This is a genomic window from Thermomonas aquatica (assembly GCF_006337105.1).
Lineage (GTDB): Bacteria > Pseudomonadota > Gammaproteobacteria > Xanthomonadales > Xanthomonadaceae > Thermomonas > Thermomonas aquatica.
The window spans coordinates 241,301-256,286 of sequence record NZ_CP040871.1 but is presented as its reverse complement, the minus strand read 5'-3'; the positions used below and the strand labels follow the sequence as shown (position 1 = coordinate 256,286).

The window sequence follows — 14,986 nt, the reverse complement described above, 5'->3', positions numbered from 1 at the left end:
GCTTAGAACTCCGCGCTGCCGGGCGCGCGCGGGTAGGCGATCGCGTCGCGGATGTTGGCCAGCCCGCAGACGTAGACCACCAGGCGTTCGAAACCGAGGCCGAAACCGGCATGCGGCACGGTGCCGTAGCGGCGGAAATCGCGGTACCAGCCGTAGTGCTCCGGATCCAGGCCGAACTGCGCCATGCGCGCGTCGAGGACGTCCAGGCGTTCCTCGCGCTGGCTGCCGCCGATGATCTCGCCGATGCCGGGCGCCAGCACGTCCATCGCGGCGACGGTGCGGCCATCGTCGTTGATGCGCATGTAGAAGGCCTTGATCTGTTCCGGGTAGTTCATCACCACCACCGGGCGGCCCACGTGTTCCTCGGTCAGCCAGCGCTCGTGCTCGGTCTGCAGGTCCAGGCCCCATTCGACCGGGAACTCGAACTTCTTGCCGGACTTCTGCAGCAGGCCGATCGCGTCGCTGTAGTCGATGCGCTCGAACGGTGCGTTGATGAAGCCTTCCAGCCGGGTGATCGCGTCCTTCTGCACGCGCTCGGCGATGAAGGCCATGTCGTCACCGCGTTCGTCCAGCACCGCGCGGAACAGGTACTTGAGGAAGTCCTCGGCGAGGTCGGCATCGTCGTTGAGATCGGCGAAGGCGATCTCCGGCTCGATCATCCAGAACTCGGCCAGGTGGCGGGTGGTGTTGCTGTTCTCGGCGCGGAAGGTCGGGCCGAAGGTATAGACCTTGCTCAGCGCCAGGCAGTACGCCTCGACATTGAGCTGGCCGGACACGGTCAGGAAGGTTTCCTTGCCGAAGAAGTCGCGGCTGAAATCGACCTGGCCGTCCTTGCCGCGCGGCAGGTTGGCCATGTCCAGGGTCGACACGCGGAACATCTGGCCGGCGCCTTCGGCATCGGAGGTGGTGATGATCGGCGTGCTGATCCAGTAGAACTGGCGCTCGTGGAAGAAGCGGTGCACGGCCTGCGCCAGGCAATGGCGGATGCGGGTGACCGCGCCGAACAGGTTGGTGCGCGGGCGCAGGTGGGCGAATTCGCGCAGGTATTCCAGCGAGTGCTGCTTGGGCTGCATCGGGTAGGTGAGGGGATCCTCGACCCAGCCGGTGACTTCGATGTTCGATGCCTGCAGCTCGAAGCTCTGGCCCTGGCCCTGCGACTTCACCAGGGTGCCGGTGCAGATCACCGCGCAGCTGGTGGTCAGGTGCTTCACCTCGGACTCGTAGTTGGGCAGGGTGTCCGGCGCCACCACCTGGATCGGCGCGAAGCAGGAACCGTCGCTGACGTTGACGAAACTCAGGCCGGCCTTGGAATCGCGGCGGGTGCGCACCCAGCCCTTCACGGTCACTTGCCCGCCCTCGGGCGCGTGTCCGGCCAATGCCTGGGCTACCGACATGCTCGTCATCTTGAAATCCTGCGTTCCAGCATCGAAATAGGAGGGGAAGTTTACCGGAGCTACAATCCACGCATGGCCATCACCCTCACCGAATCCGCCCACGCCCGCATCCAGGGCTACCTCGATGCCGACCCGGCCGCGCTGGGCCTGCGTTTCGGCGTGGCCAAGACCGGCTGCTCCGGCTGGGGCTACAAGGTGGACATGGCCCGCGGCATGGACCCGGACGACACCGTGTTCGACGCCGGCGGCATCGGCATCTACGTGGATGCCGCCAGCCTGCCGCTGGTGGACGGCACCGAGATCGACTTCATCAAGCAGGGGCTGAACGAGCAGTTCGTGTTCCGCAACCCGAACGTGGCCGGCGAGTGCGGCTGCGGCGAGTCGTTCACCACCGACGCCGACAAGGCCGCCTGACCGGCCCCGGGCGCAGGATTTGCGCCCAAGTCATTGATCCTCCATACTATCGGGCTCCCGCTCTGCTAGGCATGCAGCGGGAGTTCTTGCCCGAACGCGCCCGACCGCATCGCGGAACAGGTGGCCGAGGGCTATCCCATCCGGCATCGCCGGTTGATATCCACAAGGAAACGACAATGCGTCATTACGAAATCGTGTTCCTGGTCCATCCGGACCAGAGCGAGCAGGTGCCCGCCATGATCGAGCGCTACAAGGGCTCGATCGAAGCCGGCAACGGCACCATCCACCGCCTGGAAGACTGGGGCCGCCGCCAGCTGGCGTACCCGATCCAGAACCTGGTCAAGGCCCACTACGTGCTGATGAACGTGGAAGCCGAGCAGGCCGTGCTCGACGAACTGGTCGACGGCTTCCGCTTCAACGACGCCGTGCTGCGCCACCTGGTGATGCGCCGCGACGACGCGGTGACCGAACAGTCCCTGATCATGAAGAACAAGGACGAGAAGGGCGACAAGCCGGAGCGCGGCGACCGCCGCCGCCGCGACGACGAGAGCGACAGTGCCGTCGGCACTGGCGACACCGAATCCGCCGAAGCCGCCTAAGGAATCCTCGACATGTCCAAGTTCTTCCGCCGCCGCAAGTTCTGCAAGTTCACCGCCGAGGGCGTGACCGAGATCGACTACAAGGATCTCAACACCCTGCGCCAGTACCTGACCGAGACCGGCAAGATCGTGCCCAGCCGCATCACCGGCACCAAGTCGAAGTACCAGCGCCAGCTGCAGTCGGCCGTCAAGCGCGCCCGCTTCCTGGCCCTGATCCCGTACACCGACAACCACAACGTCTGACCTGCTCTCATCGAGCAAGCCCGTCCATTCGGACAGCAACCGTTGCGGCGCCGCGCGCGCCGCTAACGAATACGGAGCACTGAAATGCAACTGATCCTCCTGCAGAAAGTCGTGAACCTCGGCAACCTCGGCGACAAGGTCAACGTCAAGCCGGGCTACGGCCGCAACTTCCTGGTCCCGCAGGGCAAGGCCGTGCCGGCCACCGCCGCCAACCTGGCCGAGTTCGAAGCCAAGCGCGCCGACTACGAAGCCAAGGCCCAGGCCTCGCTGGAAGGCGCCAACGCGCGCCAGGCCAAGCTGGCCGACGCCAGCGTCACCATCAGCGCCAACGCCTCGACCGAAGGCAAGCTGTACGGCTCGGTCGGCCCGCGCGAGATCGCCGAGGCGATCACCAAGCAGCTCGGCGTCGAAGTCGGCAAGTCGGAAGTGGTGATGGGCGAAGGCCCGCTGCGCCACACCGGCGAGCACGAAATCGTCGTGCACCTGCACGCCGACGTCGAGACCAAGCTCAAGGTGGTCGTGGTGCCGGACGCCGCGTAAGCGTCGTTTGCATCGTGATGCCGAACGGGCGCCGCAAGGCGCCCGTTTTGTTCGTGGAGATACCCGCCGCGTAAGCCGCCTCGGTCGCTGGGACGCGCCGCGAGTACCCGCTTCGCAAACGCTTGCCTCGCCCCTGCAGGCGGATCGGCGACCGAGGCGGCTTGGCGCTGCCGGTTTCCAGTGGTCGCAGCCGGTGAGACGGGTTATCCACAGGATGTCCCACGACTTGTCTGCAACGCTTCGGTCGCGATGCGCCCTACGATGCCTGCCATCGAACAAGAACAAGCGGTGCGCGATGACGCACCGCAACGGGGAGCTTTCCACCTGATGAGCGCACGACCGCAGCAGCGTCGCGACCAGTACGACACCCGCATCGAACAGTTGCGGGTGCCGCCGCAGTCGGTGGATGCCGAGCAGGCCGTGCTCGGCGGCCTGATGCTGGATCCGAACGCGTTCGACCGCGTCGCCGACCAGCTCACCGATGCCGACTTCTACCGCCGCGACCACCAGCTGATCTACCGCGCGATCCGCGAACTGGCGGAAAAGAACAAGCCGTTCGACGCGGTGACCCTCGGCGAGTGGTTCGATTCGCAGGGGCTAGGCGAACAGGTCGCCGGCGGCGCCTACCTGGTCGAACTGGCCAGCACCACGCCGAGCGCGGCCAACATCAAGGCCTATGCCGAGATCGTCCGCGACAAGGCGGTGCTGCGCCAGCTGATCGACGTCGGCACCGGCATCGTCAACGACGGCTTCCAGCCGGAAGGCCGCGATTCCGCCGAACTGCTGGCCAAGGCCGAGCAGGAAGTCTTCGCCATCGCCGAGGCCGGCGCGCGCGGCAAGCAGGACTTCACCCCGGTGCGCAAGGCGCTGATCGAAGCCTTCGACGTGCTGCAGACCCGCAACGCGAATGGCGGCGGCATCACCGGCCTCCCCAGCGGCTACACCGAATTCGACGAGATGACCGCCGGCCTGCAGCCCACCGACCTGGTGATCCTGGCCGCGCGCCCGTCGATGGGCAAGACCACGCTGGCGCTGAACATCGCCGAATACGCCGCGCTGAAGTCGAAGAAGGCGGTGGCGGTGTTCTCGATGGAAATGTCGGCCAGCCAGCTCGCGCTGCGCATGATTTCCTCGGTCGGCCGGGTCAACGCCACCCGCCTGCGCACCGGCGCCCTGGAGGACGAGGACTGGAGCCGCGTGTCCAGCGCGATCCAGCTGATGCGCGACATCAAGGTGTTCATCGACGACACCCCGGCGCTGTCGCCGGACGTGCTGCGCGCCAAGGCGCGCCGGCTCAAGCGCGAGCACGACCTCGGCCTGATCATGATCGACTACCTGCAGCTGATGGCGGTGCCGGGCAACAGCGAGAACCGCGCGACCGAGATCTCGGAGATCTCGCGCTCGCTGAAGGCGCTGGCGAAGGAACTCAACGTGCCGGTGATCGCCCTGTCGCAGCTCAACCGCTCGCTGGAACAGCGCGCCGACAAGCGCCCGGTGATGGCCGACCTGCGCGAATCCGGCGCGATCGAGCAGGACGCGGACATGATCGTGTTCATCTACCGCGACGATTACTACAACAAGGAAAATTCGCCGGACAAGGGCCTGGCCGAGATCATCATCGGCAAGCAGCGCAACGGCCCGACCGGATCGTTCAAGCTGAAATTCTTCGGCGAATACACCCGCTTCGACAACCTGGCGCACGATTCGGTGGGCAGCTTCGAATAACGCCTTCGCCGTTTCCCGCAGGCGCCGCCGGGAAGAACGGCATCGGCGCCTCGACGGCGGGGCAACAACGGCGAGATGTGGTCGAATAGCGCCATGAGCGACGCCCTCGGCCAACGCCCCACCCGCATCCGCGTCGACCTCGACGCGCTGTCGCACAACCTGCGGGCGATCCGCGCCCATGTCGGGGTGCCGGTGATGGGCATCGTCAAGGCCAATGCCTACGGGCATGGCCTGGTGCCGGTGGCGCGGCAGCTGGAGGCGCAGGGCGTCGACCAGCTCGGCGTCGCCTTCGTGGAGGAAGGGATCGCGCTGCGCAAGGCGGGGATCGCCACCCCGATCCTGGTGCTGGGCGGCATCTTCGGCCCGCAGGTCGCGCAGTTCATCGTCCACGGCCTCGAGATCACCGTGTCCTCGCTGGACAAGCTACGCCAGGCCGAGGCCGCGGCAGAATCGCTGGGCCGCAAGGCGGTCATCCACCTCAAGATCGACACCGGGATGGAACGGATCGGGGTGCACGGCTATTCCGCCGGGCCCTTCATCGAAGCGGCGGTGGCATCGCAATGGTGCGTGCTGAAGGGCATCTATTCGCACCTGGCCTGCGCCGACGACCCGGCATCGCCGATGACCCTGCAACAGCTCGAACGCTTCGAGGACGCTTGCGCGCACTTCGCGCGCATCGGCGCACCGCTGCCGCTGCGCCACCTCGCCAATTCCGGCGGGGTGCTGCACTTCCCGCAGACCTGGCTGGACATGGTGCGGCCCGGGATCGTGCTGTACGGGGTGCTGCCGGATCCGGCCTCGCGGCCGAGCATCGACCTGCGGCCGGCGCTGTCGCTGGTTTCGCAGGTCGTGTACTTCAAGGTGGTGCGGGCCGGCAGCACGGTCAGCTACGGCGCCACCTGGACGGCGCCGCACGACACCCGCATCGTGACCATCCCGATCGGCTACGGCGACGGTTTCCCGCGCGCGCTGTCCTCGCGCGGGCAGGCGCTGGTGCACGGGCGCCGCCTGCCCATCGTCGGCCGCATCTGCATGGACCAGTTCATGCTGGACCTGGGCCCGGATGGCAGCGCCTACAACGAGGACGAAGTGGTATTGATCGGTGCGCAGGGAAGCGAATCGATCCGCGCCGAGGACGTGGCGCGGCTGGCCGGCACCATCCCCTACGAAATCCTGACCGGGCTCAACGAACGCATCCCGCGCGTGTACTCCGGCGGTTGAGGCCGCGCGTTGACCGTGCGCGGGCGTACGTGATTCACTCGCGGCAATCCCGGGAGGTCAGATGGCTACGTCGAAACCGCGCTTGAAGCGTGCCGCCGAGGGGCCTGCCAAGCGCCTGAAGCGCGAACCCATGTCGCGGGTCGATACCGCCTGGCTGCGGATGGAGCGGCCGACCAATCCGATGATGATCACCGGCGTGCTGATGTTCGCCGAGCAGATGTCGCTGGTGCAGTTGAAAAAGGTGATCCAGCAGCGCTTCCTGGCGTATGCGCGGTTCAAGCAGAAGCCGGTGGAAGGCGCGACCGGCGCGCAGTGGGTGGAAGACGGGGATTTCGACCTGGACTGGCATGTGCGCCTGTCCGGGTTGCCGGGCAAGGGCAGTCCCGCTGCGGAAAAGAAGGCGCTTGAGCGCTTCGCCAGCCAGCTGGCCTCGAGCCCGCTGGATCCGACCAAGCCGCTCTGGCAATTCCACCTGGTCGAACGCTACCAGGGCGGTTCGGCGCTGGTGGCGCGCATCCACCATTGCTATGCCGACGGCATCGCGCTGGTGCAGGTGCTGCTGTCGCTGACCGACACCAGCCGCGACTCCTCCAGGGCCAGCCGGCTCGACAAGAGCTGGCTGAAGCAGGATGCCGCGCCGGTCGCGCGTCGCGTCGGTGCGGTCGACAGGTACATGAAGCTCGGCGGCAAGATGCTGGAGCAGGGGATGGCGGTGTACCGCGACCCCACGCTCGCCGGCCTGATCGCCAAGGAAGGCGGCGAGATCGCCCGCGAACTGGTCACCGCGCTGGCATTGCCCGACGATCCGCCCTCGCTGCTGCGCGGCAGGCTGGGCGTGAGCAAGCGCGTGGCCTGGGCCGAACCGCTGGACCTCGAGGAAGTGAAGGCGGTCGGCCGCGCCTGCGACTGCACGGTCAACGACGTGCTGATGGCCGCGGCGGCCGGCGCGCTGCGCGGCTACATGCTCGAGCGCGGCGAGAACCTGGAGGGCATGACCCTGCGCGCCACCGTACCGGTCAACCTGCGGCCGCTGGAACACGCCAAGAAGCTGGGCAACCATTTCGGCTTGGTGTTCCTGGAATTGCCGGTCGGCGAAGACAATCCGCTGCGCCGCCTCGAGCGGGTCGCCGATTGTATGAATCAGTTGAAAAACTCACGGCAAGCCATTGTTGCATATGGCCTTTTAGCGGCACTTGGCATCGCGCCGCCGGCGGTGCAGGAACTGGCGCTGGAAATGTTCAGCCGCAAGGCCAGCGCGGTGGCGACCAATGTCCCGGGGCCGCAGCAACCGCTGTACATGGCCGGCTGCACCCTGCGCGACATGATGTTCTGGGTGCCGCAGACCGGCTCGATCGGGCTCGGCCTGTCGATCCTGAGCTACCGCGGCCAGGTGCACTTCGGACTGATCAGCGACGCCCGCCTGATCCCGGACCCGGACGGGGTGATCCGCCGCTTCGGCGCCGAATTCGACAAGCTCCTGTACCTGGCGATGATGGGCAATTGGGACGTGCCGCTGGACGCCGCGGCGGCGACGGCTTTGCTGGAAGACGCAACCGCGGCTTAACGGCGCATGCGCCCGTTCACATTCGAGCCACATCCGCCCGCCTACCTTTCGTGCGTCTTCAGGGTTGGCCTGAACATTTCCGTACAAGGAGCCGTGCAATGACGTCCCAGCTCAAACTCGCCGCGCTTGCCGCCACCCTCGCGGCCTTCACCGCCGGCTGCGCCACCTACACCGGCCAGACCAACGATCCGAACGATCCCAACCGCACCAAGCGCGGTGCGCTGATCGGCGCGGCGATCGGCGCGGCCGCCGGCCTGCTCAGCGGCGACGATGCGGTCGAGCGGCGCCAGCGGGCGATGGTCGGCGCCGGCATCGGCGCACTCGCCGGCGGCGGCATCGGCGCCTACCAGGACCGGCAGGAAGCCGAACTGCGCCGCGAGACCGCCGGCACCGGCATCGACGTCAGCCGCGACGGCGACGTGATCAAGCTCAACCTGCCGGACGGGGTGACCTTCGACTTCGCCAAGTACGACCTGAAGCCGCAGTTCTACCCGGCGCTGAACACCATCGCCGACACCCTCAAGGAGTACAACCAGACCATCGTCGAGGTCAGCGGCCACACCGACAGCGTCGGCTCGGATGCCGCCAACCAGACCCTGTCGGAACGGCGCGCGAACGCGGTTTCCAGCTACCTGATCGGGCAGGGCGTGGTGCGCGAGCGGTTCGAGGTGGTGGGCATGGGCGAACGCTACCCGGTCGCCAGCAACGACACCGATTCCGGCCGCGCGCTCAACCGTCGCGTCGAGATCCGCCTGCTGCCGCTGAAGTCCTGATCCCGGCAGCGCAAGGAAAAAACGGGCCGCCCTTGGGCGGCCCGTTTGCATTGGTGGAGGTGGCGGGAATCGAACCCGCGTCCGAAGGCAATAAATAGCGTCCGCCAGTGTTCGCAGTCGACCTTGAAACCCGCATAAGCCTTATTTCATAGGCCGCGCTCGACCGCTTGCGTTCGCCCCCGTCTTTCCGTACTGTTTCCGTACGGATATTTTGAGGGCGATTTGAGTGGCGCGTCACGCTATCGACAAGGCTAAGACCCGTTCGGAGCTCGAACCGCGACGCGAGCCGTACTGGGGTGCGCCTGTAGAGCGTGGCCTTTTCGTGGGCTACCGCCGCCTGGCCATGGGCGGCAACTGGATCGCCCGCTACCGCAATGTGGAGGGCAAGCAGGTCTACCAGACCCTCGGCGCCGTATCGGCCACGAACGACTACGAAACCGCAAAGGTTGCGGCGCGGCGCTGGCGCGTCGCCGTTGACGCCGGGGTGCAGACCGACCGGCTGCTGACTGTCTCGGACGTTTGCCGCGACTACACCGACGCGTTGAAGGCTGAAGGCCGCGAGCGCGCCGAAACTGACGCTCGCAAGCGCTTTGACCGCATCGTGCACTCAGACCCAATCGGTAGCATGCGCGCCGACAAGCTCACCCAGCGGCACCTGGAAGCCTGGATGGCCAGGATGGAGGCCGGAGAGATGAAGGGGCGCAAGCGAGCCGCGCCCTCCAAGGCGACGTTCAATCGAAACCTCACCTCGCTCAAGGCCGCGCTCAATCGCGCAGTCAGTCGCCGAGAGATCCCCCAGGACCGCTCCGTTGAGTGGGCGTCCATCAAGCCGCACAAGAGCGCAGACGGGCGACGTGACGTGTACCTCGCGCTTCCCGAGAGGAAGGCACTGCTGGAGGCCGCAGAGGGCGACCTACGCAACTTCCTCACCTGCATCGCGTTGACCGGCTGCCGGCCGGGAGATCCCGCAGTCCTGGTGCGAAAGGACTATGACGCTCGAAGCACGACGGTCAAATTCCGCACCAAGACTGGCGAACGAATTATTCCGGTCTCACCCGCGGCGAAGGAGCTATTCGACAGGTTGGCCAAGGACAAGCTGCCCAAGGCGCTCATGTTCACCGACGGCGGGGAGGCCTGGACCGCACAAGCCTGGGCGCCGAAGGTGAAAGCTGCTGCACGAAAAGCCGGCCTGACCAGCAACGTTGTCGCGTACACCCTGAGGCATTGCTGGATCACGGACGCGATCGGCAGCGGCATGGATGTGGTGACGGTGGCCCGACTCACCGGCACGTCCATCGAAATGATCAACAAGACCTACGGGCATCTGGTGCATGCGGCCGCCCGAGAGAAGCTTGCGAGCATGGAGTTCGTTTAGCGAAAAATCCCGGAAGGGTTAAGCGGCGGGACCGGGTGTTAGCGGCACCCGGCCACGCCTTCCACAACCGTTAAATGGAGTAACAGTCATGGCGATTCAAAGTGTAGCAACCCAACCTATCGAGCCCGTGGAGCCGCTCCGTTTCGCATCCACTGAGGGCTGTAGTGACATGCGCTGGCGTGCGCGACAGAGCCACTTCAGCTCTGGGGTTACGAATCGGTTGGCTCGGGTCGATCGGTGCCTGTTCGCCGCAGGAGTGCTGCTTGGCTTGGCCTACGCAGACTCCAATGGCAAATCACATGCCGAGGATGACGAAACAGTTGTTCACAAGGGACTCGATCTGTTCGACGTGGACGGGCTGAATGTTGCTGCGATTGAGCTGTTGAGCCGGGCGCGGGAAAGCCTGGAGGATGTTCGCGAGAATGAGCATGGATGCTGTGGGCCCGAGGTGCATAGCCGATGAGCACCGCCACGGATAGTGTTCCAGTCGCGCCGCAGGCATTCGCCATGTGGGATAGCTCGATCTACCTGAGCTGGATCAACGCCATGAGTGATGTGCTGATGTGCAAAGGCGACCCCGGCCAGATGGCCCCAGAGACGATTAGCAGCTACGCCGGCCTCATGTACCAATTGGGCCTTGCCGTCGAGCAGGTCAGCGCAGAAGAACGCTTGCGTGCGGCTCGGGGGAAGCAGCCATGAGCGCTAGTATCCTCAGCTTTCCATCCAGACGAGAGCGAATGCTACGCACGGCTGAGCGGCCGGCTCCTGCGCCTCGGGTGACGATCAACCACCAACGCATTCAACAGCTAGCCGAACGGATCGAAAGGGTACTGGATGCAAATCCCGACCTTGTAAGGCGCTGGGGCATGCCCATCTCCGAAGGAAAGGCCTAGCCAAACACCCGTGCCTAGCTCGACGGAGCGAACAGCCGCCCACCCTGGCGGCCCGGCGCGGGATCTTTCAGGGGCGAGGGTGCGCGATGGCTAAGAGGTCGCTGGAAGATCGTCTACTTTCGGCAGATGCCGAACGACGAAAAGCCGAAAAGAAAGCCGCCAAGGATGACTTTGTGCGAAGGCATGCGGCTGCACTTGAGGCTTTGCCAGTCGAATTTCGGGAGCTAAGAGCCCGACTCAAGCCAGGCGATGGAACTTTGATGAAGTCTCAGCGGGTCATCGATCACCTGCTGTTTCGGAAATTGTTCGCGGAGACTTTCGCCAATGGCACGCGAGACTATGTAATTGAATCCTCAGGTGTGCGTTGGCACCAATCGGAAGAAGCCCTTCTGGCCGCCGAGAGTCTAGAAGAAGAGCACGAGATCATCTTCCGAATCGAGAACATCATTCGGCCGGGACGATTGTCGTTCCCTTGCTCTACAGACCAGGCCTTGGCTTGGGCATTGAACAACATGGACTCGGCGCCGCTAGGAGGAAATCCCAATGGCTTCCTGTACGTTCCCGACTGGTTGATCGGTGCCCTCAATCGTGACGATACCGATTCCGCACTGGCAGTCCTTGCCGAAGCTGGATTGCGCACCTGTGAGGCTCTAGAAAGGGCGCAAAGCGAAGGAGATCACGCGGCACAAAAGCTAGACCTTGCAGAGATCCGCAATCTGAAATTGGCAATCGAAGCGTTTGCTGAGATCGCGCGGTTGATCGAGTTGTCCCCGGCGGCCCCGAATGTCGATATAGGTCAGGAAGCGTCATCTGTTGGGGCATGGAAGGAGATCGATCCATCGCCCAAGGCGCAAAGGATTCAGCACCTTGTGATCGCTGCTCTTAATGGCTTGAAAAAGTTGCCTAACGAAGTGACGCCGCCGAAGATTATCAACTGGTTGTCGAGGAGTGCCGAGCACAGAGATTTCATTCGACCGGATGGCGGCAAATACAAATACAACAACGGCTCCGGATGGAAGCATCTATCGCATGGCGCGATTCAGAACCAGTTGGACGCAATTTCATCGAGGCTTTCAGCGGAAGCGGGGTAGTGGGATAGCGTTCTTCGCGCACTTTCTGCGCGGTATGGGGTAGAAGTGCCGGAGACATTCCAGAGACTTCCCGGATCTTTGCAGGACCATTTTCTAGGCGGATAGCGTCGGCACTGTAGTTGGTGACTTGCCAACCACGGCCGCCGCTAGCCCTTAGCGGCTCTCCACAAACGGAGACCGTAATGAATCCCACCTCCGCACCTTCGGCGCAACGGCCCGCTTTCGTTGCCTTTGTGCCCGCGTGCAAAGCACACGACATGTCCAAGACCACGGGGTATGCCCTGGTCAAACGAGGCCTGTTGAACGTCATCCGCATCGGACGACGCACCTACATCGACCCCGACGAGTTCCGCTCCTTGCCTGACCGTTTGGCGAAGGAGGCCGAATGAGGCCCGCTATCGACGGGCGCCGCGCGACCCGTGACCTCGCGCGACTCTACGGATCTCCGCCCGGCAAATACGACGACGCCCTGATCGCTGCGAACGATCAAGGCGTCCAGGTGGCTGACCGGCACACCCTCAAGCGGAATGGTAACACCGGCAGGCTGCCGAGCAACTGGCGCGGTCGTACGCCGATGCCGTCGTCGTGGTACGCGCAGAACGTGCCGGAGATCGTGATCTACAACGGCGTCGGCACCGCCCCGTGCCCAATGCACGCCGACCGCGGCCGCAACTTGACGGTTGATGTCGCGGGCACCAAGGGCGTCTGGTCCTGCCCGGTCTGCGGCCACGGCGATATGGTGGGGTTCGCCATGCGCCATTACGGCATTGCATTTGTCGATGCCGTGCGCCTCCTAGTGCTGGGGAGGAACGCATGACCGCCGCCCTCACCATGCGCCCAATCGACTTGCTGTTGTCCCGCCTGGAGTCCATGAAGCCTGCGGGGAAGGGCTCCCGTGGCCCGTGTCCATCCTGCGGCGGCAAGTCGGCAAAGTTGTCCGTCACGGAGGCCGACAACGGTGCAGTGTTGATGCACTGCTTTGGCGGCTGCGCGCCATCCGAAGTCCTTGGCTCCATTGGCCTGACGCTGGGCGATCTGTTCCCCGAACGCCTGCGCCCGGCAACGGATGCCGAGCGCCGAGATGCCCGTGAGCGTGCCCGAATTGCGCAGTGGCAGGCAGCACTGGAGGTGCTGTGCAAGGAGGCGGCTATCGTGCACTTGGCACAGCAACAACTCGTTCGCTGGCAGTTCCTGTCGGAAGAGGACGACGCCCGACTCAAGCTCGCCGAGACGCGCATCGCCAACGCCCGCAACGTGCTCTGCCCGCCGCCTGCGCGCTTCCGTCCGGAGGTGGTCCATGGCTGAACACATGTCACTGGAAGCCCGTGCCGAACGTGAAATTGGTGAAGGGGGAGGTTTTGTCAGTTTTGTCAGTGCCTCACCCGAGCCTTTGCCGAATCCACTGCCGCCCGTGCCGCGCCTCAACTCGGCGCTACTGCCCGATTCAGTACGCCGGTGGTGTGAGGACGCCGCAGAGAGCATCCAAGTGCCATTGGACTTCACCGCCATCCCAGCGATGGTCGCGTTGGCGTCCTCGCTGGGAGGGCGTCGCATCGCCGTACGCATGAAGCGCAATGCTGCCTGGTTCGAGCATCCGATTCTCTGGGGTTGCGTCATCGGACGGCCGAGCAGCGGCAAGAGCCCGGCACTCAGCCCGGCCCGTCGCATGCTCGAGAAGCTGGAAGCCACCGAGCGGGAGGCATGGGAGGTCAAGCGCGACGAGTTCATGGCGATGGTGGAGGTCTCGAAGATGGAGGCATCCAACGCTCAGGAAGTCGCACGTAAGGCGCTGAAGAAAGGCGCCAACCGTGCGGACGTTCTCGACCAACTTCAGGGAACCAAGAGGACGGAGGACAAGATCCCCGAGGAGCCCCGCATCGTGGTCAACGACGCCACCGTGGAGAAGCTTGGCGAGTTGCTCAACGCCAACCCGCTCGGCCTCGTCCAGTTCCGCGACGAACTGATGGGCTGGCTGGCCACTATGGACCGCGAAGGGCGCGAGTCTGACCGGGCGTTCTGGCTGGAGTGTTGGAACGGCGCGGGCGGCTACACGGTGGATCGCATCGGACGCGGCACGATCCGCATTGAAGCCTGCGCAGTGAGCGTGCTGGGTGGCGCACAGCCGGGAAAGCTTGCCGACTACGTTAGAGGTGCCGTCCGCGGTGGATTCGCCGACGACGGCCTCATGCAGCGATTCCAGCTCGCCGTCTACCCAGACCTGCCGAGTTCATGGAGATACACCGATCGCGCGCTTGATCCTGCTGCTGAGGCAGAGGCGCGCGCTGCGTTCACCCGCATGCGCAATCTGCAGGTTGATGCCATCGGGGCCATCCGGGACGGCTCTAGTGACGTGGCGTACCTGCCTCTGTCTGACGACGCGCAGAGCATGTTCATCGAGTGGCTAGAAGAGTTGATGCCCCGGCTGAGGGAGGGGGCAGAGCCACCACACATGGAGAGCCACTTGGCCAAGTACCAGAGCCTTGCCGGGCGCCTCGCATTGATCTTGCACCTGGCCGATGGTGGAACCGGGCCGGTGAGTGGGAACGCAATGGCTCGAGCGCTGGGCTGGTGTGAGTACCTAGAGGGCCATGCCCGTCGAATCTACGCGCCGGCAAGCGACAACGGCCTGAGTGCGGCGCACCTACTCCTGAAGAAGCGCACGAGCTTGCCTGATGGGTTCACTGCTCGGGATGTCTATCGGAAGGGCTGGGCTGGTCTCACCGATGCCGAGGTGGTGGCCGGCGGGTTGGACACCCTCGCTGAGTACCGCCACGTCCACGAAACGAACGTACCTTCCCGTGATGCCGGTGGCCGCCCAACCGTCGAATACAGGTGGGCGGCATGAGCGCGTGGCGCGATCGATTGGCGTCCCTCTCTGCGGTAGATGCAGGGACAGGGCCAAACGATGAACTGACAAAACTGACAGAACCCGGTTTTGTCAGTTTTGTCAGTGACCCAAACGGCCCCCGTGGCGAAATTTCCCTAGATCCACTGCCTCGCATGCTTCGCGTTGCGGAACGTGAGGGCGTCGATCCTGGCGTCGTCCACCGGTTGAGCAGGGCAGACTTGGCCGCTTGCGTCGGCGAGCCCGAGGAAACTCTTCTCGCCTACATCCGCGCCTTGCGCCGCGATGTTGATCTCGCTGCAGGTGTAG

The 14,986-nt window shown here is 64.7% G+C and carries 17 protein-coding genes; 16 read left to right on the top strand and 1 reads right to left on the bottom strand.

Annotation, left to right across the window (positions count from 1 at the left end):
- Nucleotides 1–2: 2 nt before the first annotated feature.
- The gene (gene asnS, locus FHQ07_RS01225) at nucleotides 3–1,403 is read right to left on the bottom strand and encodes an asparagine--tRNA ligase (RefSeq protein WP_139714958.1); all 1,401 of its coding nucleotides are present in this window, start codon (nucleotides 1,401–1,403) and stop codon (nucleotides 3–5) included.
- Between the two features lie 63 nt (nucleotides 1,404–1,466).
- Between asnS and FHQ07_RS01220 the strand changes: the two genes are divergently transcribed.
- From FHQ07_RS01220 to FHQ07_RS01150, 16 genes are all read left to right on the top strand, one after another.
- Nucleotides 1,467–1,808: a HesB/IscA family protein gene (locus tag FHQ07_RS01220; protein WP_139714956.1), complete on the top strand. Its 342-nt coding sequence runs from the start codon at nucleotides 1,467–1,469 to the stop codon at nucleotides 1,806–1,808.
- Between the two features lie 176 nt (nucleotides 1,809–1,984).
- The gene (rpsF, locus tag FHQ07_RS01215) at nucleotides 1,985–2,407 is read left to right on the top strand and encodes a 30S ribosomal protein S6 (RefSeq protein ID WP_139714953.1); all 423 of its coding nucleotides are present in this window, start codon (nucleotides 1,985–1,987) and stop codon (nucleotides 2,405–2,407) included.
- A 12-nt stretch (nucleotides 2,408–2,419) separates the two neighbouring features.
- Nucleotides 2,420–2,650 carry a 30S ribosomal protein S18 gene (gene rpsR, locus FHQ07_RS01210; protein ID WP_139714952.1) on the top strand — a complete coding sequence of 77 codons (231 nt, stop codon included), beginning with the start codon at nucleotides 2,420–2,422 and terminating at the stop codon, nucleotides 2,648–2,650.
- Between the two features lie 84 nt (nucleotides 2,651–2,734).
- Complete coding sequence (rplI, locus tag FHQ07_RS01205; protein WP_139714950.1) at nucleotides 2,735–3,190, top strand: 50S ribosomal protein L9; 456 nt, start codon at nucleotides 2,735–2,737, stop codon at nucleotides 3,188–3,190.
- Between the two features lie 327 nt (nucleotides 3,191–3,517).
- Entirely contained in the window at nucleotides 3,518–4,915 is a 1,398-nt protein-coding gene (locus FHQ07_RS01200) for a replicative DNA helicase (protein WP_139714948.1), read from the top strand.
- A 93-nt stretch (nucleotides 4,916–5,008) separates the two neighbouring features.
- A complete protein-coding gene (gene alr / locus FHQ07_RS01195; RefSeq protein ID WP_168191430.1) occupies nucleotides 5,009–6,136 on the top strand; it encodes an alanine racemase in 1,128 nt (375 codons plus the stop codon).
- Between the two features lie 61 nt (nucleotides 6,137–6,197).
- On the top strand, nucleotides 6,198–7,700 hold the full coding sequence (locus FHQ07_RS01190; protein WP_139714944.1) for a WS/DGAT/MGAT family O-acyltransferase: 1,503 nt from the start codon (nucleotides 6,198–6,200) through the stop codon (nucleotides 7,698–7,700).
- A gap of 98 nt (nucleotides 7,701–7,798) precedes the next feature.
- The gene (locus FHQ07_RS01185; protein ID WP_139714942.1) at nucleotides 7,799–8,473 is read left to right on the top strand and encodes a YiaD family glycine zipper/OmpA-like lipoprotein; all 675 of its coding nucleotides are present in this window, start codon (nucleotides 7,799–7,801) and stop codon (nucleotides 8,471–8,473) included.
- 322 nt (nucleotides 8,474–8,795) lie between these two features.
- Nucleotides 8,796–9,848, top strand: coding sequence for a tyrosine-type recombinase/integrase (locus FHQ07_RS01180; RefSeq protein WP_240703522.1), 1,053 nt, complete (start codon nucleotides 8,796–8,798; stop codon nucleotides 9,846–9,848).
- A 268-nt stretch (nucleotides 9,849–10,116) separates the two neighbouring features.
- On the top strand, nucleotides 10,117–10,311 hold the full coding sequence (locus tag FHQ07_RS01175; protein ID WP_139714938.1) for a hypothetical protein: 195 nt from the start codon (nucleotides 10,117–10,119) through the stop codon (nucleotides 10,309–10,311).
- Nucleotides 10,308–10,547, top strand: a complete 240-nt coding sequence (locus FHQ07_RS01170) for a hypothetical protein (protein ID WP_139714936.1) — start codon at nucleotides 10,308–10,310, stop codon at nucleotides 10,545–10,547. Before FHQ07_RS01175 ends, FHQ07_RS01170 begins: the two co-directional genes overlap by 4 nt.
- A gap of 280 nt (nucleotides 10,548–10,827) precedes the next feature.
- Nucleotides 10,828–11,832, top strand: a complete 1,005-nt coding sequence (locus tag FHQ07_RS01165; protein WP_139714934.1) for a hypothetical protein — start codon at nucleotides 10,828–10,830, stop codon at nucleotides 11,830–11,832.
- Between the two features lie 182 nt (nucleotides 11,833–12,014).
- Nucleotides 12,015–12,221 carry a helix-turn-helix domain-containing protein gene (locus tag FHQ07_RS01160; protein ID WP_139714933.1) on the top strand — a complete coding sequence of 69 codons (207 nt, stop codon included), beginning with the start codon at nucleotides 12,015–12,017 and terminating at the stop codon, nucleotides 12,219–12,221.
- Nucleotides 12,218–12,649 carry a CHC2 zinc finger domain-containing protein gene (locus FHQ07_RS01155; RefSeq protein WP_139714931.1) on the top strand — a complete coding sequence of 144 codons (432 nt, stop codon included), beginning with the start codon at nucleotides 12,218–12,220 and terminating at the stop codon, nucleotides 12,647–12,649. Before FHQ07_RS01160 ends, FHQ07_RS01155 begins: the two co-directional genes overlap by 4 nt.
- On the top strand, nucleotides 12,646–13,137 hold the full coding sequence (locus FHQ07_RS14250) for a hypothetical protein (protein ID WP_168191429.1): 492 nt from the start codon (nucleotides 12,646–12,648) through the stop codon (nucleotides 13,135–13,137). Before FHQ07_RS01155 ends, FHQ07_RS14250 begins: the two co-directional genes overlap by 4 nt.
- Nucleotides 13,130–14,677 (top strand): YfjI family protein, encoded by a 1,548-nt coding sequence (locus tag FHQ07_RS01150; protein ID WP_168191428.1) that lies wholly within the window; start codon nucleotides 13,130–13,132, stop codon nucleotides 14,675–14,677. Before FHQ07_RS14250 ends, FHQ07_RS01150 begins: the two co-directional genes overlap by 8 nt.
- Nucleotides 14,678–14,986 lie beyond the last annotated feature (309 nt).

What these genes read in the sequence shown, in the direction of transcription:
- FHQ07_RS01155 (WP_139714931.1), top strand. Translation starts at nt 12,218, where the DNA reads ATGAGGCCCGCTATCGACGGGCGCCGCGCGACCCGTGACCTCGCGCGA.
- alr (WP_168191430.1), top strand. Translation starts at nt 5,009, where the DNA reads ATGAGCGACGCCCTCGGCCAACGCCCCACCCGCATCCGCGTCGACCTC.
- asnS (WP_139714958.1), bottom strand. Translation starts at nt 1,403, where the DNA reads ATGACGAGCATGTCGGTAGCCCAGGCATTGGCCGGACACGCGCCCGAG.
- FHQ07_RS01170 (WP_139714936.1), top strand. Translation starts at nt 10,308, where the DNA reads ATGAGCACCGCCACGGATAGTGTTCCAGTCGCGCCGCAGGCATTCGCC.
- FHQ07_RS01165 (WP_139714934.1), top strand. Translation starts at nt 10,828, where the DNA reads ATGGCTAAGAGGTCGCTGGAAGATCGTCTACTTTCGGCAGATGCCGAA.
- FHQ07_RS01220 (WP_139714956.1), top strand. Translation starts at nt 1,467, where the DNA reads ATGGCCATCACCCTCACCGAATCCGCCCACGCCCGCATCCAGGGCTAC.
- FHQ07_RS01190 (WP_139714944.1), top strand. Translation starts at nt 6,198, where the DNA reads ATGGCTACGTCGAAACCGCGCTTGAAGCGTGCCGCCGAGGGGCCTGCC.
- rpsF (WP_139714953.1), top strand. Translation starts at nt 1,985, where the DNA reads ATGCGTCATTACGAAATCGTGTTCCTGGTCCATCCGGACCAGAGCGAG.
- FHQ07_RS01160 (WP_139714933.1), top strand. Translation starts at nt 12,015, where the DNA reads ATGAATCCCACCTCCGCACCTTCGGCGCAACGGCCCGCTTTCGTTGCC.
- FHQ07_RS01150 (WP_168191428.1), top strand. Translation starts at nt 13,130, where the DNA reads ATGGCTGAACACATGTCACTGGAAGCCCGTGCCGAACGTGAAATTGGT.
- rplI (WP_139714950.1), top strand. Translation starts at nt 2,735, where the DNA reads ATGCAACTGATCCTCCTGCAGAAAGTCGTGAACCTCGGCAACCTCGGC.
- FHQ07_RS14250 (WP_168191429.1), top strand. Translation starts at nt 12,646, where the DNA reads ATGACCGCCGCCCTCACCATGCGCCCAATCGACTTGCTGTTGTCCCGC.
- rpsR (WP_139714952.1), top strand. Translation starts at nt 2,420, where the DNA reads ATGTCCAAGTTCTTCCGCCGCCGCAAGTTCTGCAAGTTCACCGCCGAG.
- FHQ07_RS01185 (WP_139714942.1), top strand. Translation starts at nt 7,799, where the DNA reads ATGACGTCCCAGCTCAAACTCGCCGCGCTTGCCGCCACCCTCGCGGCC.
- FHQ07_RS01200 (WP_139714948.1), top strand. Translation starts at nt 3,518, where the DNA reads ATGAGCGCACGACCGCAGCAGCGTCGCGACCAGTACGACACCCGCATC.